This window comes from Streptomyces sp. NPDC012935 (assembly GCF_042900345.1).
Classification (GTDB): Bacteria; Actinomycetota; Actinomycetes; order Streptomycetales; family Streptomycetaceae; genus Streptomyces.
This window is the reverse complement of the sequence record NZ_JBIBBC010000001.1, coordinates 1093966-1114819: the sequence shown is the minus strand read 5'-3', so window position 1 is coordinate 1114819 and position 20854 is coordinate 1093966. Positions and strand designations below refer to the sequence as shown.

Annotated in this window: 21 protein-coding genes; 11 read left to right on the top strand and 10 right to left on the bottom strand. The window is 70.9% G+C overall.

What is annotated here, in order from left to right; genetic code table 11:
* Window positions 1-133: 133 nt before the first annotated feature.
* The 6 genes from uraD to ACFY5C_RS04850 all read left to right on the top strand — a co-directional run bounded on the left by uraD (window position 134) and on the right by ACFY5C_RS04850 (window position 7398).
* On the top strand, window positions 134-643 hold the full coding sequence (gene uraD / locus ACFY5C_RS04875; RefSeq protein ID WP_389440398.1) for a 2-oxo-4-hydroxy-4-carboxy-5-ureidoimidazoline decarboxylase: 510 nt from the start codon (window positions 134-136) through the stop codon (window positions 641-643).
* Between the two features lie 32 nt (window positions 644-675).
* Window positions 676-1068: a hydroxyisourate hydrolase gene (gene uraH / locus ACFY5C_RS04870; RefSeq protein ID WP_383248635.1), complete on the top strand. Its 393-nt coding sequence runs from the start codon at window positions 676-678 to the stop codon at window positions 1066-1068.
* A gap of 5 nt (window positions 1069-1073) precedes the next feature.
* On the top strand, window positions 1074-1997 hold the full coding sequence (pucL, locus tag ACFY5C_RS04865; protein WP_389440395.1) for a factor-independent urate hydroxylase: 924 nt from the start codon (window positions 1074-1076) through the stop codon (window positions 1995-1997).
* A gap of 132 nt (window positions 1998-2129) precedes the next feature.
* Entirely contained in the window at window positions 2130-3509 is a 1380-nt protein-coding gene (locus tag ACFY5C_RS04860; RefSeq protein ID WP_383622778.1) for an 8-oxoguanine deaminase, read from the top strand.
* 221 nt (window positions 3510-3730) lie between these two features.
* On the top strand, window positions 3731-5125 hold the full coding sequence (locus tag ACFY5C_RS04855) for a nucleobase:cation symporter-2 family protein (protein WP_389440391.1): 1395 nt from the start codon (window positions 3731-3733) through the stop codon (window positions 5123-5125).
* 620 nt (window positions 5126-5745) lie between these two features.
* The gene (locus ACFY5C_RS04850) at window positions 5746-7398 is read left to right on the top strand and encodes a serine/threonine-protein kinase (protein ID WP_389440389.1); all 1653 of its coding nucleotides are present in this window, start codon (window positions 5746-5748) and stop codon (window positions 7396-7398) included.
* A 79-nt stretch (window positions 7399-7477) separates the two neighbouring features.
* On the opposite strand, the gene ACFY5C_RS04845 is transcribed toward ACFY5C_RS04850, so the two are convergent.
* Complete coding sequence (locus tag ACFY5C_RS04845; RefSeq protein WP_389440386.1) at window positions 7478-7927, bottom strand: spore-associated protein; 450 nt, start codon at window positions 7925-7927, stop codon at window positions 7478-7480.
* A gap of 73 nt (window positions 7928-8000) precedes the next feature.
* Entirely contained in the window at window positions 8001-9428 is a 1428-nt protein-coding gene (locus ACFY5C_RS04840; protein ID WP_389440384.1) for an MFS transporter, read from the bottom strand.
* A gap of 94 nt (window positions 9429-9522) precedes the next feature.
* Between ACFY5C_RS04840 and ACFY5C_RS04835 the strand changes: the two genes are divergently transcribed.
* Window positions 9523-9918: a winged helix-turn-helix transcriptional regulator gene (locus tag ACFY5C_RS04835; RefSeq protein ID WP_389440380.1), complete on the top strand. Its 396-nt coding sequence runs from the start codon at window positions 9523-9525 to the stop codon at window positions 9916-9918.
* A 74-nt stretch (window positions 9919-9992) separates the two neighbouring features.
* On the opposite strand, the gene ACFY5C_RS04830 is transcribed toward ACFY5C_RS04835, so the two are convergent.
* From ACFY5C_RS04830 to ACFY5C_RS04810, 5 genes are all read right to left on the bottom strand, one after another.
* Window positions 9993-10415 carry an acyl-CoA thioesterase gene (locus ACFY5C_RS04830; RefSeq protein WP_389440377.1) on the bottom strand — a complete coding sequence of 141 codons (423 nt, stop codon included), beginning with the start codon at window positions 10413-10415 and terminating at the stop codon, window positions 9993-9995.
* A gap of 52 nt (window positions 10416-10467) precedes the next feature.
* Window positions 10468-11106: a hypothetical protein gene (locus tag ACFY5C_RS04825; protein WP_389440374.1), complete on the bottom strand. Its 639-nt coding sequence runs from the start codon at window positions 11104-11106 to the stop codon at window positions 10468-10470.
* Between the two features lie 93 nt (window positions 11107-11199).
* Window positions 11200-11799: a histidine phosphatase family protein gene (locus ACFY5C_RS04820; protein WP_389440371.1), complete on the bottom strand. Its 600-nt coding sequence runs from the start codon at window positions 11797-11799 to the stop codon at window positions 11200-11202.
* A gap of 3 nt (window positions 11800-11802) precedes the next feature.
* Complete coding sequence (locus ACFY5C_RS04815) at window positions 11803-12336, bottom strand: hypothetical protein (RefSeq protein WP_389440369.1); 534 nt, start codon at window positions 12334-12336, stop codon at window positions 11803-11805.
* A 26-nt stretch (window positions 12337-12362) separates the two neighbouring features.
* Window positions 12363-13574 (bottom strand): pyridoxal phosphate-dependent aminotransferase, encoded by a 1212-nt coding sequence (locus tag ACFY5C_RS04810; RefSeq protein WP_389440367.1) that lies wholly within the window; start codon window positions 13572-13574, stop codon window positions 12363-12365.
* A gap of 87 nt (window positions 13575-13661) precedes the next feature.
* On the opposite strand from ACFY5C_RS04810, the gene ACFY5C_RS04805 reads away from it, so the two are divergent.
* Complete coding sequence (locus ACFY5C_RS04805; RefSeq protein ID WP_389440365.1) at window positions 13662-14288, top strand: winged helix-turn-helix transcriptional regulator; 627 nt, start codon at window positions 13662-13664, stop codon at window positions 14286-14288.
* Between the two features lie 49 nt (window positions 14289-14337).
* Here ACFY5C_RS04805 and ACFY5C_RS04800 read toward each other — a convergent pair whose 3' ends face one another.
* From ACFY5C_RS04800 to ACFY5C_RS04790, 3 genes are read right to left on the bottom strand one after another with little or no spacing between them, the layout of a single operon-like run.
* Window positions 14338-15141 carry a hypothetical protein gene (locus ACFY5C_RS04800; protein ID WP_389440362.1) on the bottom strand — a complete coding sequence of 268 codons (804 nt, stop codon included), beginning with the start codon at window positions 15139-15141 and terminating at the stop codon, window positions 14338-14340.
* The gene (locus ACFY5C_RS04795) at window positions 15141-16412 is read right to left on the bottom strand and encodes a VWA domain-containing protein (protein WP_389440359.1); all 1272 of its coding nucleotides are present in this window, start codon (window positions 16410-16412) and stop codon (window positions 15141-15143) included. Before ACFY5C_RS04795 ends, ACFY5C_RS04800 begins: the two co-directional genes overlap by 1 nt.
* 54 nt (window positions 16413-16466) lie before the next feature.
* Window positions 16467-17981, bottom strand: a complete 1515-nt coding sequence (locus ACFY5C_RS04790) for an IucA/IucC family protein (RefSeq protein WP_389440356.1) — start codon at window positions 17979-17981, stop codon at window positions 16467-16469.
* A gap of 140 nt (window positions 17982-18121) precedes the next feature.
* Between ACFY5C_RS04790 and ACFY5C_RS04785 the strand changes: the two genes are divergently transcribed.
* Genes ACFY5C_RS04785 through ACFY5C_RS04775 form a run of 3 tightly spaced genes read left to right on the top strand, consistent with a single transcriptional unit; the run spans window position 18122 to window position 20851 of the window.
* On the top strand, window positions 18122-19639 hold the full coding sequence (locus ACFY5C_RS04785) for an IucA/IucC family protein (RefSeq protein ID WP_389440354.1): 1518 nt from the start codon (window positions 18122-18124) through the stop codon (window positions 19637-19639).
* 22 nt (window positions 19640-19661) lie between these two features.
* Window positions 19662-20576, top strand: a complete 915-nt coding sequence (locus ACFY5C_RS04780) for a HipA family kinase (RefSeq protein ID WP_389440351.1) — start codon at window positions 19662-19664, stop codon at window positions 20574-20576.
* Window positions 20573-20851 (top strand): SelT/SelW/SelH family protein, encoded by a 279-nt coding sequence (locus ACFY5C_RS04775; RefSeq protein WP_389440349.1) that lies wholly within the window; start codon window positions 20573-20575, stop codon window positions 20849-20851. Before ACFY5C_RS04780 ends, ACFY5C_RS04775 begins: the two co-directional genes overlap by 4 nt.
* The last annotated feature ends 3 nt before the right edge of the window (window positions 20852-20854 follow it).

Below are 20854 nucleotides of genomic sequence, written 5' to 3'. Positions count from 1 at the left end.
GTGCCCCTGAGGTCACTCGCTCGGTTTCGTTACCGCGAATTTTCAACAAAGTGTTGACGTCTCGTCGTCGTAGGGCGTTAGCTAACGGCACGCCCGTTCAGTACGAAGGCCCTTCGCGGCCACGGAGGCTCCCGTGACGTCGAATTCCACGCCCCCGGGCCTGGCCCGGTTCAACGCCCTGGAGGAGCACGCGGCCCACGCCGCTCTCCACGAGGCGTGCGCCTCCACGGCCTGGGCGAACCGGCTGCTGGGCGCCCGTCCCTACGCCACCGCCGACGATCTCTACGCTGCCAGTGACGCCGCCATGGCCGAGCTGAGTGCGCAGGACCTGGCCGAGGCGATGGCCGGGCACCCGCCCATCGGCCGCCCCAAGCCCGGCGACCCGACCTCGTCCCGGGAACAGCGCGGCATGGCCGGCGCCTCCGAGGAACTCAAGGCGGAGATGCTGGAACTGAACCTCGCCTACCAGGAGAAGTTCGGCCACGTCTTCCTGATCTGCGCCACCGGCCGGACCGGCGAGCAGATGCGCGACGCGGTCAAGGAACGGATCGGCAACTCGCCGGAGCAGGAGCGGGAGATCGTCCGCACCGAGCTGGGCAAGATCAACCGTATCCGGCTCGCCCGGCTCGTCGACGAAGACTGATCTTCGAGGAAGACCGAAGAGGACGCCTGACCATGAGCACCAGCACCACCGCCTCCGTGTCCACCCACATCCTGGACACCAGCGTCGGCCGCCCCGCCGAGGCCGTCGCCGTCCAGCTCGCGGCCCGCACCGGCCGCGGCGCGGACTGGCAGACGCTCGGCGGCTCCGCGACCGACGCGGACGGGCGGTGCAAGGACCTGCCGGCGCTGCCGGAGGGCACCACACACGTACGGCTCGACTTCGCCGTGGAGCCGTATTTCGAGAAGAAGCAAGCCGATGCGCAGCAGGACGCCCCCGCGAATCGGGACAGCGGTGCCGTGTTCTTCCCCGAGGTGGCGATCACCTTCGCCGTGAACCCCGGGGAGCATTACCACGTGCCGCTGCTGCTCAACCCGTTCGGCTACTCCGTTTACCGAGGGAGCTAGCAGACATGCCCACGATCCTGGGACAGAACCAGTACGGCAAGGCCGAGAACCGAGTCGTAAAGATCACGCGGGACGGCGCCACCCACCACATCAAGGACCTGAACGTCTCCGTCGCTCTCTCCGGCGACATGGACGAGGTCCACTACTCCGGCTCGAACGCCAACGTCCTGCCGACCGACACCACCAAGAACACGGTGTACGCGTTCGCCAAGGAGTACGGCATCGAGTCGGCCGAGCAGTTCGGTATCCACCTCGCCCGCCACTTCGTCACCTCGCAGGAGCCGATCCAGCAGGCCCGGATCCGCATCGAGGAGTACGCCTGGGAGCGGATCGACGCCTCCGACGCCAACTCCCAGTTCATCGGCGCGGACGAGGTCAAGCACTCCTTCGTCCGCAAGGGCCAGGAGACGCGGGTCACGCAGATCACCTACGACGGTGAGAAGTGGGAGGTCGTCTCCGGCCTCAAGGACCTCGTCGTGATGAACTCGACCAACTCCGAGTTCTGGGGCTACGTCAAGGACAAGTACACGACGCTCAAGGAGGCCTACGACCGCATCCTGGCCACCCAGGTCTCCGGCCGCTGGCGGTTCAACTGGACCGACGACGAGCAGCGGATGCCCAACTGGGAGAAGTCCTACGAGCAGACCAAGAAGCACATGCTCCAGGCCTTCGCCGAGACCTACTCGCTCTCGCTGCAGCAGACCCTGTACCAAATGGGTTCGCGGATCATCAACAACCGCAGCGAGATCGACGAGGTCCGCTTCTCCCTCCCGAACAAGCACCACTTCCTGGTGGACCTGGAGCCGTTCGGGCTGAAGAACGACAACGAGGTGTACTTCGCCGCCGACCGCCCCTACGGCCTGATCGAGGCCACCATCCTGCGGGACGGCTGCGAGCCGAAGATACCGGTGGACCTCACCAACCTGTAAGCAAGCAACTCCATTTCGGCACCCGCGGCCGGAGGAGCGAGCCTGAGAGGCTCCCCGGCCGCGGTACTCAAATCCCCCAGGGTCCTGCCGTGCCCTCTCCGCTCAGCACACCTCGTCGAAAAGGGACGAATCATGGCAGCAGCCCAGCGCATCGTCATCGAGAACTGTTCGATCGCGACGGTGGACGCGAACGACACCGAGTACGCCACGGGCCACCTCGTCATCGCGGACAACCGCATCGAGTCGCTCGGCGCGGGCAAGGCCCCCGAGGGCCTGGAGAACGTCGTACGCCGCATCGACGCCACCGGCCATCTGGTCACTCCCGGCCTGGTCAACACCCACCACCACTTCTACCAGTGGATCACGCGGGGCCTGGCCACGGACCACAACCTCTTCAACTGGCTCGTCGCCCTCTACCCGACGTGGGCGCGCATCGACGAGCAGATGGTGCGCTCCGCCGCGCAGGGCTCCCTGGCGATGATGGCCCGCGGCGGCGTGACCACCGCCATGGACCACCACTACGTCTACCCGCAGGGCTCCGGCGACCTCTCCGGCGCCATCATCGGCGCCGCCCGCGACATGGGTGTCCGCTTCACCCTGGCCCGCGGCTCCATGGACCGCAGCGAGAAGGACGGCGGGCTGCCGCCGGACTTCGCCGTCGAGACCCTCGAAGGTGCGCTGGCCGCGACCGAGGAGACCGTCAAGCAGCACCACGACTCCTCCTTCGACGCGATGACCCAGGTCGCCGTCGCCCCCTGCTCCCCGTTCTCCATCTCCACCGAGCTGCTCAAGCAGGGCGGCGAGCTGGCCCGCCGTCTCGGCGTGCGCATGCACACCCACGGCTCGGAGACCGTGGAGGAGGAGAAGTTCTGCCACGAGCTGTTCGGCATGGGCCCGACCGACTACTTCGAGTCCACCGGCTGGCTCGGCGAGGACGTGTGGATGGCGCACTGCGTCCACATGAACGACTCCGACATCGCCGCCTTCGCCCGGACGAAGACCGGTGTCGCCCACTGCCCGTCCTCCAACGCCCGCCTCGCCGCCGGTATCGCCCGCGTCCCCGACATGCTGGCGGCCGGCGTCCCGGTCGGCCTCGGCGTCGACGGCACCGCGTCCAACGAGTCCGGCGAGCTGCACACCGAACTGCGCAACGCCCTGCTCATCAACCGTCTCGGCGCCCACCGCGAGGCCGCCCTGAACGCCCGGCAGGCCCTGCGGCTCGGCACCTACGGCGGTGCCCAGGTCCTCGGCCGCGCCGCCGAGATCGGCTCGCTGGAGCCGGGCAAGCTGGCCGACCTCGTGCTGTGGAAGCTGGACACGCTCGCCCACGCCTCCATCGCCGACCCGGTGACCGCGCTGGTCTTCGGCGCGGCGGCCCCGGTCACGGCGTCGTTCGTGAACGGCCGCCAGATCGTGGAGGACGGACGTCTGCGCACGGCCGACGAGGACGCGATCGCCCGCTCGACCCGCGAAGAGGCACAGCGCCTGGCGAGGATCGCCGCGCAGGCCTGATCAGTTGAAGATCTCCGGTCGGGAGGGACGGCTCCCGACCGGTAGCCGTGGACCCGAGCGGGGTCCATGGCGGCCGTCTCCGGGGCGCGCGCCCATGCGTGCGCCCCGGAACGGTCACCGTTTCCCCCGGAACGGGCCCGTCCCCGGTCCCGCACGACCGCGCACCACCTCCCTGAAACCCACGTCAGAGCCGCCGTGTAACCGACCGGAGGAGAGCCGCAGTGTCCGCCAAGTCCGTTCATCCAGTCGACGAGAAACTCCCCGCCCTGAAAATGGCGACGACCGGCCTGCAGCATGTGGCCGCCATGTACGCGGGAGTGGTCGCCCCACCCTTGATCGTCGGCGCGGCCATAGGCCTGTCCGCGACCGAGCTGACCTTCCTCACCGGCGCCTGCCTGTTCACCGCGGGCCTCGCCACCTTCCTGCAGACCCTCGGGATATGGAAGATCGGCGCCCGGCTGCCGTTCGTCAACGGCGTCACCTTCGCCGGCGTCGCCCCCATGACCGCGATCGTCGCCTCCACCGAGGACAAGTCGGACGCCCTGCCGATCATCTTCGGCGCGGTGATCGTCGCCGGCCTCCTCGGCTTTCTCGCCGCCCCCTTCTTCAGCAAGGCGGTGCGCTTCTTCCCGCCGGTGGTGACGGGTACGGTCATCACCCTGATCGGCATCTCGCTGCTCCCCGTCGCCTTCGGCTGGGCGCAGGGTCCCAACCCGGCCGCGGACGAATACGGTTCGGCGACGAACCTGGGCCTGGCGGGCGGGACGCTGCTGATCGTCCTGCTCCTGCGCCGGTTCACCACGGGCTTCGTCAAGCAGATCGCGGTACTGCTCGGCCTGGTGGTGGGCACGCTGATCGCGATCCCGTTCGGCGTCACCGACTTCGGGCCGGTCGCCGACGCCGACGTCATCGGCTTCCCGACGCCGTTTTACTTCGGCGCCCCGCAGTTCCAGCTCGCCGCGATCATCTCGCTGTGCGTGGTGATGGTGGTGTCGATGACCGAATCGACCGCCGACATGCTGGCGCTGGGTGAGATCGTCGACCGCCCGGCCGACGAGAAGACCATCGCGGCGGGCCTGCGCGCCGACACCCTCGGCTCGGCGATCAGCCCCCTGTTCAACGGCTTCATGTGCAGCGCCTTCGCCCAGAACATCGGCCTGGTGGCGATGACGAAGATCCGCAGCCGGTACGTCGTCGCCGCGGGCGGCGGCTTCCTGGTCCTGATGGGCCTGTGCCCGATGGCCGCGTCGCTCATCGCGGTCGTACCGCGCCCGGTGCTGGGCGGCGCGGGCGTGGTCCTGTTCGGCTCGGTGGCGGCCAGCGGCATCCAGACCCTGGTCCGGGCCGGCCTGGACCGGGACAACAACGTCCTGATCGTCGCCGTCTCCCTGGCCGTCGGCATCGTCCCGATCACGGCGCCGGAGTTCTACCACGCCTTCCCGGAGACGGCGCGGATCGTCCTCGACTCCGGCATCTCGACGGGCTGTGTGGCGGCGGTGGCGCTCAACCTCGTCTTCAACCACCTCGGCAGGGGCCGGGACGCGCAGGACGTCACCCACCCCATGGAGGCAGGGGAGGAGATCACCGGGGCGACCCGGGCCCCGGCCACGCCATGAGGTTGGCGAACAACTCGGCCTGCTCGACGGCGTCGTCCAACGCGATGGGGGTCCCCCCGAGCTCGAGCGAATTCGAGAGCTCGGGGGAGCGTATGGCGGCGCCGCGAGAGCAGCTCACGCGGCATCGTGCCCTTGGCCACCGCCCGCAGCGGCAGCCCGGCCTTGGTCTCGTACAGCGTCTTCATGTCCAGGCGACCCGAGTGCCCGAAGGGGCTCGCTCCGGTGAACCGGATCAAGTACCAGTACAGGAACGTCCAGTCGTACGACGCCGGGTAGCCGCACATCACCGGCTGCGCGTCGCCGCTGACCTCACGCACCCAGCGCGCGAACTGAGCGAGCGCGAGAGCTGGGTCGAGACCCTCCTTGCGGAGGCGCTCCCGATCGAGCCCGCTCACGGCGAGCACCTCGAGCACGAACTCCTCGCCGATCGGCCGTAGTTCACGGTAGAAGGTGTCCTTCTCCGGGTCGGCCGCCGTGAATCCGCCGGTGTCCTGCACTCGGCCATGGAGTGGGAGCTTTCCAGGTGGCCGGCGCCTTCCGCATCCGAACTCCGCTTAGGCTTCTGCCTCGGTCAACTCATGATTGACCAGGGGTTCAGGGGATGAGGGGGAAGCGGGCCGATGAGCAACGCGACTGAGGTGTTCCAGCCACTCCAGGCGGACGATCCGCCCGCCGTGGCCGGATACCGCCTCGCCGCCCGGCTCGGCGCCGGTGGCATGGGCCGGGTCTTTCTGTCGCACACGCAGGGCGGCCGACCGGTGGCGATCAAGGTGGTACGCCCGGAGCTGGCTGACGATCCCGGCTTCCGACGGCGATTCCGCCGGGAGGTCGAGGCGGCCCGGCGGGTCCGTGGCGCGTACACCGCCGAGCTGATCGACGCCGACGCGGACGGCGTACCGCCCTGGCTGGCCACGCTGTACGTGCCCGGGCCCTCCCTGACGGAGGCCGTCGCCCGGCGTGGCCCGTTGCCGGTGCCCGCGGTGCTGTGGCTGATGGCGGGGGTGGCCGAAGCGCTCCAGGCCATCCACGGAGCGGGAATCGTGCACCGCGACCTGAAGCCGTCGAACGTGCTGCTGGCCGCCGACGGACCGCGCGTGATCGACTTCGGCATCTCGCTGGCCGCTGACCTCAGCTCCCACACGGCCGCGGGTTCCACCGTCGGCACGCCCCACTTCATGGCTCCCGAGCAGGCGTCCGGGGGCGAGGTCACGACGGCGACCGATGTCTTCGCGCTGGGTCAGACGGCGGCGTTCGCGGCGCTGGGCCGGCCGCTCTACGGGGAGGGTTCCGCGCCCGGCGTGCTGTACCGGATCGTGCACGACGAACCCGACCTGTCCGCGCTGCCCGAGCAACTGCGTCCCCTGTTCGCCCGGTGCCTGGCCGCGGCCCCGGAGGAGCGTGCGACCCCGGCGGAGATCATCGAGTGGTGCCGGAGGCGGCTCGGGGCCGACGCCGACGCGGGCGCGGGGCCGACCGTCTGGCGGGACGTCATGGGGCTGGAGGTGACGGTTCCGTCCCCGGTGCCCGACCCCACCCGGGTACTGCACACACGGCCGTTGGTCGTCACGCAGCCACTGCCGCAGCCGGCGGAGCCCCACGAGCGGCGGGCGCGCAGGCGGCGTACCGCGCTGATCACGACCGCGGCGGTGACGGCCGGGGCCGTGGTGCTGACGGGTTTTGCGTGGCTGGTCGCGGACGCGGGGGAGAGGTTCGGCGACTCGGTCGCCGGCGCACGTTCGGCGTCCGGCCCCGAGGACTCCGCACGGTCGTCGGGGTCGGAGTCGGGAGTATCGTCGTCGGCATCCGCGCCGACGTCGGAGGGCGAAGTCGAGGCGTCGGGAACCGGCGACCGGACACCGGAGGCGTCGAAGGTCTCCCCGACCACATCCGCGTCCCCGCGAGTCCTCACTCAAGCCCCCGTGCTGCTGACGGCCGAGACGTCACTGAGCTTCAAGGAGCCGCTCTGGCGCGAGGACCGCAAAGGCGACATCCGCCTCGACTGCAAGGACGTCGGCTGTGCGATCGAGAGCGATACCAGCGTGTTCGTCCAGATGTTCGGCAGTACAGGGACGACCCTCGACGAGTGCCGCCTCCTGCTCGGTGGTGCCGATCGCAAGCGCTGGACGCTGGCCTCGGTGGCGGCCGGCAGTGAGATCTGCGTCAGGCACTCCTCCGGGGACATCGCGCTGCTCGTGATCCAGACCAAGTCGACAGCGCTGCCGGAACTCGCCGCGCTGAGCCTGGACATGACGGTCTGGACGAACGCTGCCTAGCCCCCGGGGCCGACATGCGCCCGCCCCGGCAGGACTCCGGGAGTCCTGCCGGGGCGAGCTGTGTCCCCGTAGGGCCGGATCAGCGGGTGAAGGTCACCCGGTTCTCCTTCAGGGAACCGCAGTTGGAGCCGGTCACCTGCACGTACACGTTCTTGATGTGCCCGCCCCAGTCGACGCAGTGGCCCTTGCCGGTGACGTAGGTCGGTCCGGCGTACGACGTGAAGCTGCCGCTGTCCTCGTGGAACTCCTCGGTGTCGGGGACGTAGATCCAAGCGGACATGTCCTGGGCGGTGCCCGGGTTGTTGCGGATGGTCACGACGCAGTTCTCGCCGTTGGAGGCGTTGTACGTCAGATAGACGGTGCCCAGCGAGCCGACGGGCGCCGAGTTCACGGTCTTGTAGGCGCTGCCGCAGACCCTCTGCGGGGTGGTGTTGGGCGCCGCGGAGGCGGGCGAGGCCAGAGCGGCCGTGCTCCCCACCATCAGGGCCGCCACTGCGGCGCCGGACAGCACAGAACGGGTGTATCGCATATTTCCCCCTGGTAACCATTGGAGTTGGTTGCTCCTGCATGATGTGACCCACGGGGTATCCGAATGGTTGTGCTCAGTTCTGCCGCGATCGCAGCGCGACCGCCGCCAGTACCAGTGCGCCCGCGGCGATCAACGTCCCTACCTGGAAGGCCAGTTGATAACCCGCTGCCGTCGCAGTCACCAGTTGCGTACCGTGCTCGCGCAGGCCGTCGGTGCGGCCCGCGGCCAGGACCGAGAGCACCGCCAGGCCCAGCGAACCGCCCACCACCTGCGTGGTGTTGAACAGTCCGGACGCCAGCCCCGCGTCCTCCTCGCGGGCCCCCGACATCGCGAGCCCGGTCAGTGCGGGCATCGCCGCGGCGAAGCCGGTGGCGAGCAGAAGCAGCGGCGGGAGTACGTCGGTGAGGTACGAGCCGTCGACCGGCGCCCGGCTCAGCAGTGCCATGCCCGCGACGATGAGGGCCAGCCCCGCCAGCAGGACCCGGTACGCCCCGTAGCGGTCGACGGTCCGCGCCGACAGGCCCAGCATCAGCACGCCGATGGCGATCGGCGCCGGCAGGAACGCCGTGCCGGTGAGCAACTCGCCGTAACCGAGGACGCGTTGGAGGTACAGCGCGCCGATGAACTGGAAGCCGTACATCGTCGCGATCATCAGGATCTGCACGGCGTTCGCGCCGCTCAGCAGCCGGGAGCCGAACAGGCGCAGCCGCAGCAGCGGACGCACCGCCCGCGCCTGGCGGAGCGTGAACGCCACGAACAGGGTGAGGGCCAGGGCGGCCAGGAGCACAGTGGCGGTCAGACCACGCTCTCCGGCGCCGACGATGACGTACACCGTGAGCATCAGCGCGCCGGTGACCAGCGCCGCGCCTGGGTAGTCGGCGCCCTTGCCGAGCCCGGCGCCGCGGTCCGGCTCCAGCACCCGTAGCGCCGCGAGCCATGCCACGATTCCGATGGGCAGGTTGATCAGGAAGATCCAGTGCCAGTTCAGGGCCTCGGTCAGCGCGCCGCCGAGGAAGGTGCCGAGGGCGCCGCCCGCCGCGCCGACCGCGCTGAACACCGCGATGGCGCGGGCCTGTTCGCGCGGCTCGGGGAACAGCGCCACCAGCATGCCGAGCACCACGGCCGAGGTCATCGCCCCGCCCACGCCCTGCAGGGCGCGCGCCGCGATCAGCATGCCCTGCTCGCTCGCCACTCCGCACAGCACGGAGGCCGCGGTGAACACGGCGAGCCCCGCGGTGAACATCCGCTTGCGGCCGATCAGATCGCCGAGCCGGCCCACCAGCAGCAGCAGTCCGCCGAAGGGGATCAGATAGGCGTTGACGACCCAGGCCAGGCCCGGCCCTGAGAAGCCGAGGTCGCTCTGGATGGCCGGCATGGCGACCGTGACGATGTTGCCGTCCAGGATCGTCATCAGCGTCCCCGCGCACAGGACGACGAGGGCTGCCCAGCGGGAGTACGTTCGGTGTGATGTCGGCGTCGGGGACTCGATGATGGCCGTCATGACGGTCCTGCCTCCGGCTTTCTCCAATGGTGCACGACTTGTAACGGGGTTCATCGTGAGTGACCATGGGAGAGCGGCATAAGGAGGCAGTTCGATGTCCCAGAGGAACACCGGTGTAACCGTCCAGGCAGTGAACGCGCACGCGTGCCCGGTCCGCGAAGTTCTTGACAGGGTCTCCGGGAAGTGGAGCGTCCAGATCCTCGTCGCCGCCGCGCACGGGCCCATCCGCTTCACCGAGTTGGAGCGCAGCATCGAGGGCATCAGCCGCCGGATGCTGACCCTCACGCTGCGCAATCTGGAGCGCGACGGCCTTGTCACCCGCACCGTCCATCCGACGGTGCCGCCGAAGGTGGAGTACGAACTGACGCCGGTGGCACGGGAGTTGCACGAGACCCTGCAGCGCCTGACCGACTGGGCCGAGCGGAACAGGGTGTACATCGCCGAGTCGCGCGCCACCTACGACGAGGAGCACGCCCCGGAGCCGGCGTGAGCGGAGCCCGAAGGCGTGACGGGAGCCCGGGAGAGACTGGAGCCCGGAGGAGAGACTGGAGCCCGGAGCGGTGACTAGAGCCCGAACAGGCTCGGGTCCGACGCCAGCTCCTTGAAGACCTCGTCGGGACGCGCGACCAGCCTGCGCTCCTGGAGGTCCAGGATGCCGCCGACCGCCGTGATCTCGGCCGCCACCGTGCCGTCGGCCTTGCGGATGGTCTGCTCGATGGTGAACGTCTTGCCGCCGCCCCAGGTGAAGGCGCACGTCACCTCGACCTCGTCGCCCGCGAGCAGCTCGCGCTTGTAGCGGATGGTCGTCTCCAGGGCCACCGGTCCCACGCCCTTGGAGGTGAGGCCGGTCTGGCTGATGCCGGCCGCATGCAGCAGCGCCCAGCGGGCGTGTTCCGCATAGTTCAGGTACACCGCCTGATTGAGGTGTCCCTGCACATCCGTCTCGTACCCTCGGACGGTCACCGGAACGGAAAACGGCTCGGTCACGACTTCCCTTTCGCCTGCGATCGCTGATCGCCCCGATCCTGGCATGTGCCCTCTACATCCGTCTTGGGGATGCCAGTAGATATCGCGCTCTTGTGCGAGGCTCGGTGTACTCGCCGACCTGCCACCCCGCATCGTCCAGTGTGGCCGTGTACTCCCGCAGACGCGCGGCGTCGGGCTCGCGCACGGCGACGGCCTCGGGTTGCGGCGTCGCCCGCACCCGGTAACCCGGCCCCGAGTCCCCCTCGGCAGGACGGTGCCCGGCGGCCTCCAGGGCGAGCGCGGCGGCCTGCACCAGATGCGTACGCTCCCACGCGCACGGCCGGTCCACGGCCCCGTCCGGATTGGTCATCCGCCGCAGCTCCAACAGGCCCTGCCAGACGCCCCGCACCTCACGCAGCCGCGCCGGACCCGTCCTCCCGGCGTCCTCCTCGCCCCCGATCCGCGCGGCGAACACACCGTCGGCCGCGGCAGCCGCGGGCTGCGCGGGTGCCGTCTGCTCGGAGGGCTCCGCCTCCTTTGCCCGATGCCCCGCCGGCGTCAGAAAGTGATCGTGCGGCGGCCGCGGGTGCCGGAAGGCGAGCCCCCGCTTCACCAGCGCCGCGAGCTGGGCCTCCGTGCCCCGCAGCCGCCCGGTGACGGGATCGGCGGCATCGATGACACGCCGCTGGGCGGCCGTCGGCGGTCGAGTCACGGAGTGCTCCTTCCCGGGCGCTGGGGCACCGGCCCGATCTCCGGGCACGGTGTCGGTCCACCTCCAGGCGGGACCGGCCCATCTGCTGGAAGGCTACGACCCGGGTCTGACATTCCACCCGGCGATCACGGGCCGACCGTGCTCCGTACCCAGTCGGCACAGGGTCCCAGTCGCCAGCTGGAACAGCGCCCCGTCCGCCGCCGGCAGCCCGAGCCGCCGGGCAGTGAGCACCCGCAGGAAGTGACCGTGCGCCACGAGCACCACGCACCCCTCGGTGTTGGCGAAGGCAGCGTCCACCTTGGCCAGCATCCGGTCGGCGCGCTGCCCGACCTGCTCCGGACTCTCCCCGGGACGGTCGGGCGGCCCCGGTGCGACCCCGTCCGTGAACAGGAACCACCCCGGACGCTCGCGCTGGATCTCGACGGTCGTGATTCCCTCGTACCCGCCGTAGTCCCACTCCCGCAGATCGGCGTCGACCCGCATGTCGTGCAGTCCGATCAGCTCGGCGGTCTCCCGCGCGCGTTGTGACGGGCTGACGAACGCCGCCCCGATCCGGTGCGAGCGGATCATCGGCACCAGCCGCCGCGCCTCCTCACGCCCGTGCTCGGTGAGCGGTACGTCCGTCCGGCCCGTGTGCCGCCCGGACCGCGACCAAGCGGTCTCGCCGTGCCGGACGAGGAAAAGATCACTCATGTGTCACAGGCTAAGAGCCCAGCGTTCCAACTCCGCGAAGTCACGCGCGCGCAGCCCCTTGCGTGCGTCGACCGGCACAAGCAGTGCGGGCGCGTCATGGTGGGCTGCGACATGCCGTACGTCCAGGTCGGTGATCATGTCGTCGACCCAGACGAAGGACCGGCCCGCCGCCCAGGCGACCACGTGCCGGGTCTTCCAGTACAGCCCGTCCGGATCCGTCCCGAACAGCTCGGGCCACTCGATGACCGGCAGATCACCCGGCAGCCCGATCACCGGCCCGATCATCTCGTTGGCCTGGTGCTGCCAGGTGGTGGCCCACGCCAGCTCGTACGGCAGCGCCAGCAGCCGCTCCCCGTGGCCCGGATGCAGGCGCACCTTCAGGCCCCGGCGCAGCCGCCGGGACCCCGGCGGCTGCCGGGCGGACCAGTTGGCGGGGTGCAGCCGGCACGTCACGTAGCCGCGATGGCGGAGGTACGGGGCGCGGAACGGGTTGAGAGGACCGTCCACGTCGAGGAGCAGCAGAGGGCGGGTACTCATGCTCCGGTTCTACCCACCCTGGACGCTCAGGTCTGCCGATACCCGCTCAGGAACCGTCCGATCCGCCCGATCGCCGCCTCCAGGTCGTCCGCGTACGGCAGGGTCAGGATCCGGAAGTGATCGGGGGTCGGCCAGTTGAAGCCGGTGCCCTGCACGACCTGGATCTTCTCCCGCAGCAGCAGGTCCAGGACGAACTTCTCGTCGTCATGGATCTTGTACACCTTGGGGTCGAGGCGCGGGAACGCGTACAGCGAGCCCTTCGGCTTCACACACGACACACCGGGGATCTCGTTGAGCTTCTCCCAGGTCACGTTGCGCTGTTCGTACAGCCGCCCGCCCGGCACCGTCAGCTCGCGAATGGACTGGCGGCCACCGAGCGCGGCCTGGATGGCGTACTGCGCGGGCGCGTTGGCGCACAGCCGCATGGAGGCCAGCATCGTCAGGCCCTCCAGATAGTCCTTCGCGTGCTGCTTCGGGCCGGTGACGACGAGCCAGCCGGAGCGGAAGCCCGCCACCCGGTACGTCTTGGACAGCCCGCAGAAGGTGAGGACCACCAGGTCGGGGGCGAGGGTCGCGACCGAGTGGTGCACGGCGTCGTCGTACAGGATCTGGTCGTAGATCTCGTCGGCGAAGACCATCAGGCCGTGGCGGCGGGCGAGGTCGAGGATGCCCTCCAGGATCTCCTTGGGGTACACCGCGCCGGTCGGGTTGTTCGGGTTGATGATGACCACGGCCCGCGTGCGGTCCGTGATCTTCGACGCCATGTCGTCCAGGTCCGGGTACCACTCGGCCTGCTCGTCGCACAGGTAGTGCACGGCCTTGCCGCCGGCGAGGGTCGTCACCGCCGTCCAGAGGGGGAAGTCCGGGGCGGGGACGAGGATCTCGTCGCCGTCCTCGACCAGTGCCTGTACGGCCATCGAGACCAGCTCGGACACGCCGTTGCCCAGGAAGACGTCGTCGACGTCGACCTCAAGGCCGAGCGTCTGGTAGCGCTGGGCGACGGCGCGGCGGGCGGAGAGGATGCCGCGCGAGTCGGTGTAGCCGTGCGCCTGGGGGAGCATCCGGATCATGTCCTGGAGGATCTCCTCCGGCGCCTCGAAGCCGAAGAGCGCGGGGTTGCCGGTGTTCAGGCGCAGCACGCTGTGGCCCGCCTCCTCCAGCGCGTTCGCGTGCTCGATCACCGGGCCGCGGATCTCGTAACAGACCTCGCTCAGCTTGCTCGACTGCCGGAACTCCATGCGCGCTCGCCCCTCCGGTTTCGTGTGTTGCTTGGTTTTACCAAGTTCGAGCTTGGAAAGTCCAACAACATGTCTAGACTGCGTCGCATGTCACCTCGCCGAAGCTACGACCAGTACTGTTCCGCCGCCCGCGCGCTCGACGTCGTCGGCGACCGCTGGACCCTGCTGATCGTCCGGGAGCTGCTGGCCGGTCCGCGGCGCTACACCGACCTGCACGCCGACCTGCCCGGCGTCAGCACGGACGTCCTCGCGTCCCGGCTGAAGGACATGGAGCGGGACGGCATCAGCACGCGACGCAAGCTGCCCCCGCCGGGCGCGGCATACGTGTACGAACTCACCCGGCGCGGGCGGGATTTGCTGCCCGTGCTGCAGGCACTGGGGGAGTGGGGCGAGGCCGAACTCGGCGAGCGGCGGCCCACCGACGCGGTGCGCGCGCACTGGTTCGCGCTGCCGCTGCTGCGTGCGCTGGAGGGGGACGGTGTCGTCGAAGTCCGCCTGGAGGAGGGCGACTTCCATCTGCACGTCGGCGCCGAGGACGGGCCGGTCTACGGCGACGGACCCGCCCCTGGGGAGCCCGACGCACGGCTGGTCCTGGACCCCGGGACGTGCGAGGCCGTCGCCCGCGGCGAGTTGAGCCTGGCCGACGCCGTACTTGGCGGCCGCATCGAGGTGACCGGCGAGGGAACGCTCGCCAAGGCGCTCAGGGAGACGTGAACGGCCAAGGGGCCCACCGCCCGTGCGGTGAGCCCCTTGTGACGAGTTGTCAGGCGCCCGGCGGCACCCGGGTCGGCCGCCCCGCCCCGCGTGTCAGCGCGTACCCGCCGATCCCCGCGAGCGCGGCCAGCGCGCCGCCGATCGCCGTCCACACCCAGCGGTCGGACCACCAGCCGGACGCCCAGCCGCCGCTGGGTTCGAGGCTCGCGAGCAGGGCCTCCTTGGTCGACTCCTCCTCGCCGCCCTGCGAGATGGCCCCGGCCCCAGGCACCAGCGGATGTGCCAGCCGGCCGTCCACCGCGGCCGCGCCGCCGATGTCCTTGGAGTCGACCCGCAGCGACGCGTCGACCGGCAGGCCCAGGTCGGCGGTGGGCACGTCCACGGCCGTCAGCCGGATGTAGTAGGTGCCCGGCAGCGGGTCATTGGCCCACTGCTCCGACCAGGCGCGGACCGTGCGCAGCACGCAGGTCAGCTCGACCGAGGCCGCGTCGGCCGCGGCGGTGCGCGTCTGTGCCCCGTACTGGCACGCCTGACGGCGGCGCAGGCCGTCGTACACGTCGATCTGCCAGGTCTCGGCGGCGTGCGTGTCCGGCAGCTTCACCGTCGCCTTCACGGTGGGGCGCTGTCCGGCGTCCGCCGGGAACGACCAGTACAGGTAGTCACCCGTGGAGGCGCTCGCCGTGGCCGTCTGCCCCTGCTCGACCTCGGCAGCCGTGCGGAAGGAGGTGCCCGCCGTGGTCGGCGCGCCGCCCTCCTCCGACGCGCTCGGCGACGGCGAGGAGTCGGCAGCCGCGGGACCCGCCGCCAGCCCCAGCGCCAGCAGGGCGCCGCTCAGCACTCGTGTGATCCGCATCAGTTGGTCCTCCAGACCGCGACCCGCCAGCGCGACAGCCAGCCCCAGACGAGACCGGCGAGGAAGCCGGTGAGGATCAGCGCGCCCAGCAGCCACCAGCCGCGCCCGAGGCCGAAGGAGGCCACATCGCCCGCCGCCGACGGCCCGTCCACGACGTCGACCGTCAGCTCGAGCGGCAGACCGGGCGTGGCCTGCACGCCTGAGCCCGCCGAGAAGGACTGGGTGACCTGGAGGCACACGGTCTCGGCGGGCGCGCTGTCCTCGTCGTCACCGTCGGCCTGCGCTTTCGGATAGCGCAGACCGGTGGACACGACATCCGTACGGCCGTTGCCCGCGGCCTCGCCGCGCACGATCTCCCGGCCCCGCTCGGTCACCGCACGCAGCATCACCCCGTAGGAGGGGTTCACCGCCCGGTCGGCCGACACGCTCACCGAGGCGCGCAGCTCCTTGCCGGGCTCGACGTCCACCCGGTACCAGCGCTGCTGCCCGAACTCCTCGCGGTCGGTGTACAGGCCGGACTTCAGCGTGGGCGCCTTCGCGCACTGGTCCGCACCCGTCGTCGCGACCGGTGTCGCCACCGGATCGGCCGCGCGGTCCACCAACTGGTTGACCTTGTCGGCGAGTTCCTCGGTGTGCTCGACCGAGGTGAACGTGCCGCCGGTCGCCTCGGCGATGCAGCTGAGCTGCTGCCGCATCTTGGTGTTCGGCACCAGACCGAGCGTGTCGATGGTCAGACCGATGCCCTTGGCGGCGATCTCCCGGGCCACCTCGCACGGGTCGAGCGGGGCGCAGGTGTCCTCGCCGTCGCTGATCAGCACGATCCGCTTGGAGCCCTCGCCGCCGTCGAGGTCGTCGGCCGCCTTGAGCAGTGCGGGACCGATGGGCGTCCAGCCGGTCGGCGTGAGGGTCGCCACCGCCGTCTTGGCCTCGGTGCGGTCCAGCGGACCGACCGGGTAGAGCTGCGCGGTGTCCTTGCAGCCCGTCTTGCGGTCGTCGCCCGGGTAGTTGGCGCCGAGCGTGCGGATGCCGAGCTGAACCTCTTCGGGCGTCGCGTCCAGCACCTCGTTGAAGGCCTGTTTCGCGGCGGCCATCCGGGACTGGCCGTCGATGTCCCTGGCCCGCATCGAGCCGCTCACGTCGAGGACGAGATCGACCCTGGGCGCCATCGCGCTGGTCTCATCGGCAACCGCCCCGGCCGGGAACGCCATCCCGGCCGCGAGCGCGGCGAGCAGGGCGCAAACCCCGGTCACCAGCCGTGTTCTTGTGATCATCGGCGGATCTTATTGATCAGAGGTGTCCCGCTTCAAACGAGGTCGGAACGGGGGTCAGAACACCTCGGTGACCAGCGGATTGGGCAGCTCCGCCCACTGGTCCCCGGGCGTCCCCGGCGACAGCCGCATCAGCGTCAGCGCCTTCGTCGGCAACGGCTCCTCGCACAGCGCGGCAAGATCCCCGGTGCCCGGCAGCTCCCCTACGACCGCCTCCAGCGCCCCGCGCAACGCCGCGCCCGAGCCCGCCGTGCCCGCCAGCGCCCCGGCCACCAGCGAGCCGAACAGCTTGCGGCGCAGGGTCGGGACGTCATCGGTGACGATCCGGCCGGTCAGCTCCGGCAGCGTGATGCCGTGCCGGGCCAGTCGGGCCGGGCTGATGCGGATGTCGGCGAGGTCGCGGTAGACGAGGCGCACCGGGGAACCGCTCGCGGACAGCACCACCAGCAGGTTCTGGCCGTGCGCCTCCAGCGCGACTCCCAGCTCCAGCAACCGCAGCCCCACGGTGAGGGTGAGACGTGTGAACTCGGCCAGCCAGGCCGGGGATCGGGGCAGTTCGGTGGTGGGGAGCGCGGCCACCGGCACGACTCGTTCGCCGGGCCCGGCGTATTCCTGCGGCGACTCGCGCAACACCGCGGCCAGGTCGGGGGAGTCGGCCGTGACGGCCCCCAGCGTGCGCGTGACGTGGAGCAGCCCGTCCATGCGTGCCGCCGGCTCCGCCGCGAAGTCCGACAGCGTGGCCGACATGCCGACGGAGTACACCGAGATGTCCCGCACCGAGGACGTCAGGCGTGCGCTGAGCGCGGTCTTCACGTGCGGTCCGCCGGGCAGGGCGAGGGTGCGCAGGGACATCAGCGGGTGCGCGGCGATCCCGTCGCCATGGGCGTCGTAGGGGCGCTTGAGTACATGCTCGGCCTGCCACGGATGCACCGGGATCAGCACTCGCTCCCCGTCCCGCATCCCCGTGGGCCACCGGCCCGACACGAGGCATTGCGCCGCCCGCACCGGCACCAGCCCCAGCCTCACCACCGGCCGGTGCTCGGGCCCGTACGCCAGCTGCTCGGCGACCGAGAAGCCGGGCCGGGAACGGCAGTTGGGATGGAACGGATGCCCGTCGACCACCCGCTGCTCCCACTCCCAGTCGGATACCGGCCACTCTTCGGGGTGACCGTCCTGCCCCGCCCGCGACAGCGCCAACGAGGCGACGCTGTGGCCGAGTTCGGCGGCGAGGGACGTACCGTGCGGTACGGAGAGGTCGGTCAGCAGCCTGGCCGGATCGTCGTACGGCGTCTCGTCGAGGTGTACGGCGTTGACGTACGCGGCGGTGCCGTACGGGTCGGCATGCGGGCCGAGCAGCCGGCGGCCGTCCGAGAGGCGCAGGGTGAGGCCCTCGCCGCCGCGCTCACGGCGCACCACCCAGGGCAGCGGCTCGTACGCCAGCGCACGCCACAGCCGGGTCAGCACGGCCGCGCGGGCCCCGGGCAGCTCGGCGGCGTACCGCGGTGCGAGTTCGGGGCGTACGTCGGCCAGATCGGCGCGGACCTCGGCCTCTGCGCTGGGGAGACGGTGCACGGGCGGGCTCCTCGGGTACGAGTAGGACGTCGGGTCGGGTGCCGACGACAGACATACTGATCGTCTTCCCACCGGAACGGACCGTAGAGACAGACCTGAACGGACCGTGGATTGCGTCCTGAACGGACCGTAGAGAACGAGTGGAGCGAGTGCACCTCAACCCCCTGTCCGCCGCTGCCGGCGTCGCCTTGGCCGAGGACGTCGCGGCCCGCGCCGACGCCCACGCGGTCGCGCCCCTGCTGAACTGCTTCCTCCGGGAGCTGGCCGAGCCCGTTGTGAGCCCGGGCGGGCGGCGGGTGTACCGGCTGCGCGGTACGGGCCGCCTGCTGCGCGTCCTCGGCGAGCGGCGGCCCGCCGAGCCCGAGGTGCATGCGGACGGGACCTGGCATCGCATCGGGCACACCGAGCTCGTCAAGCTGGTCGCCGACGAGCTGCGCCGCCACACCGGTCTGCCCAACCACGAACTGCCCGCCGAGATGATCGACAGCCGGGACACGGTTGCCGCGCTGCTCACCGCACGCGCGCGTGCGACGCCGCCGGAGGACCCCTACCTCCGCTCCGAGCAGTGCCTCCTCACCGGCCACCCCTACCACCCCGCCCCCAAGGCGCGCGGCGGCGGCCCCGTCGCGGCCTGGCTGCCGTACGCCCCCGAGGCGCACGCCCGCTTCCCGCTGACGCTGCTCGGCCTGCGCGAGGACACCGTCGTCGAGGAGGGCGACACCTCCGCCCTGGACGCCTTCGGCGAGGCCCCGCCCGGTTACCGGCTGCTGCCCGCGCATCCGTGGCAGCTCGACCTGGTCGGGCGGGAGCTCGCGGACGCGTTCGCGGACGGCAGGCTCGTGAGATTGGGCACGACCGGCTTCGACGCATGGCCGACGGCCGCGATCCGCACGCTGTACGTCCCTGAGGGCGCCCCTGCCGGCGACCTCTTCCTCAAGTTCAGCCTCGACGTCCGCATCACCAACGACATCCGTCGGCTGTGGCGCCACGACCTGCTGAAACTCCGCAGGACCGATGCGGCGGCGTCCCGCGCGTTCGCGACCGGCCCCGCGGCCTGGCTCTCCGACCGCGCCTACCGCACCGCCGACTTCGCGTTCGAGGAGCTCGCGGTCCTCGTGCGCGACGGCTTCCAGGGCCACCTGCTGCCCGGTGCCGCGCCGATCCTCGCCGCAGGCCTGCTGGAGGGCTTCGAAGGCAGCACGCTCGGCGACACGGCCTGGTGGGAGGCATACCTGCGGGCAGTCGTCCCGCCCGCCCTCGCCGCCTTCGCCGACCACGGCGTCGTCCTGGAGGCCCACCTGCAGAACACGCTCGTCGCCGTCGACAGCGACGGCATCCCGGTGCAGGCCCTGTTCCGGGACGCCGAGGGCGTGAAGCTGCTGCCGGACGTGCCCCGTGAGGCAGGCTGGGAGCGGCTGGTCTACACGCTCGTCGTGAATCACCTGTGCGAGCTCGCCGCCGCCCTCGCCGAGCGTCATCCCGGCCTCGACCCCTGGCCCGCCGTACGCCGCGAACTGGCCCGCCACGACCTGCCCGAGATCGCCGGCCTGCTCACCGCACCCACGCTCCCCGGCAAGACGAACCTGCTGCTGCGCTGGACGGGCGCGGACGGCGCCGACGCCCGCTATCTGCCCCTGCCGAACCCGCTGGCCGGGTGAGCGCTGATTTACCCTGGCGGGTGTGCTGCGCGACGTGACTGCTGTTCGATACGTGACCCCTCTGCGGTCCGGCGGCTCCGTGCCCGGAGTCGTCGAGGCCGACGACCTCGGCACGTACGTCGTGAAGTTCACCGGTTCCGCGCAGGGCCGCAAGGCGCTGGTCGCCGAGGTGATCGTCGGTGAACTGGCCCGTGCGCTGGGGCTGCGGTTCCCCGAGCTGGTCCTGGTCCACTTCGACCCCGCCGTCGCGGACAGCGAGCCGCACCAGGAGGTGCGGGACCTGCACGCCGCCAGCGCGGGGGTCAACCTCGGCATGGACTTTCTGCCGGGCGCCCGGGACTTCACCCCGGAGGTCGCGAAGACCTTCCCCGTCGACCCGCTGGAGGCGGGCCGGATCGTCTGGCTGGACGCCCTGACCACGAACGTCGACCGCACGGTGCACAGCTCGAACCTGATGATCTGGCCCACGCTCGGCACGGTTGCGCCGCGCCTGTGGCTGATCGACCACGGGGCGGCCCTGGTCTTTCACCACCGCTGGGACGGCTCGGACCCGGGGAAGTCCTACGACTTCCGCCACCACGCCCTCGGTCACTACGCCCCCGACGTGCGCGCCGCGGACGCGGAGCTGGCGCCGAGGGTGAGCGAGGAACTGCTGCGCGAAATCGTGGCCGAGGTGCCGGACGCCTGGCTGGCGGACGAGCCCGGCTTCGAGACGCCCGACGCGCTCCGCGAGGCCTACGTCGGCTACCTCCACGCACGCGTGCGTGCGTCCTCCGCCTGGCTCCCCACCGACTTCCCCACCCGGGAGGAACTCGCCGCCGAGCAGGCCCGACGCGCGGCGAAGTCACAGGAAGGCCGGCCGAAGTGGCTGAAGCAGGTGCCCGACCTGCACGGCAAGCCGGCCGCGGAACAGGATTGGTCGGTGCACCTCGGATGAGTGGCCGTGTCGAGATCGAGTACTGCACCCAGTGCAGGTGGCTGCCCCGGGCGGCCTGGCTGGCGCAGGAACTGCTCACCACCTTCGAGGCGGAGCTGGACGAACTGGCGCTGAAGCCGGGCAAGGGCGGGATCTTCGTCGTCCGCGTCGGCGACGAGGTGGTCTGGGACCGCCGGGAGCAGGGGTTCCCCGAGCCGACGGCGGTCAAGCAGGCCGTACGCGACCGAGTGGCCCCGGGGAAGTCCCTGGGCCACTCGGACAAACCGGCTTCCTGAGGG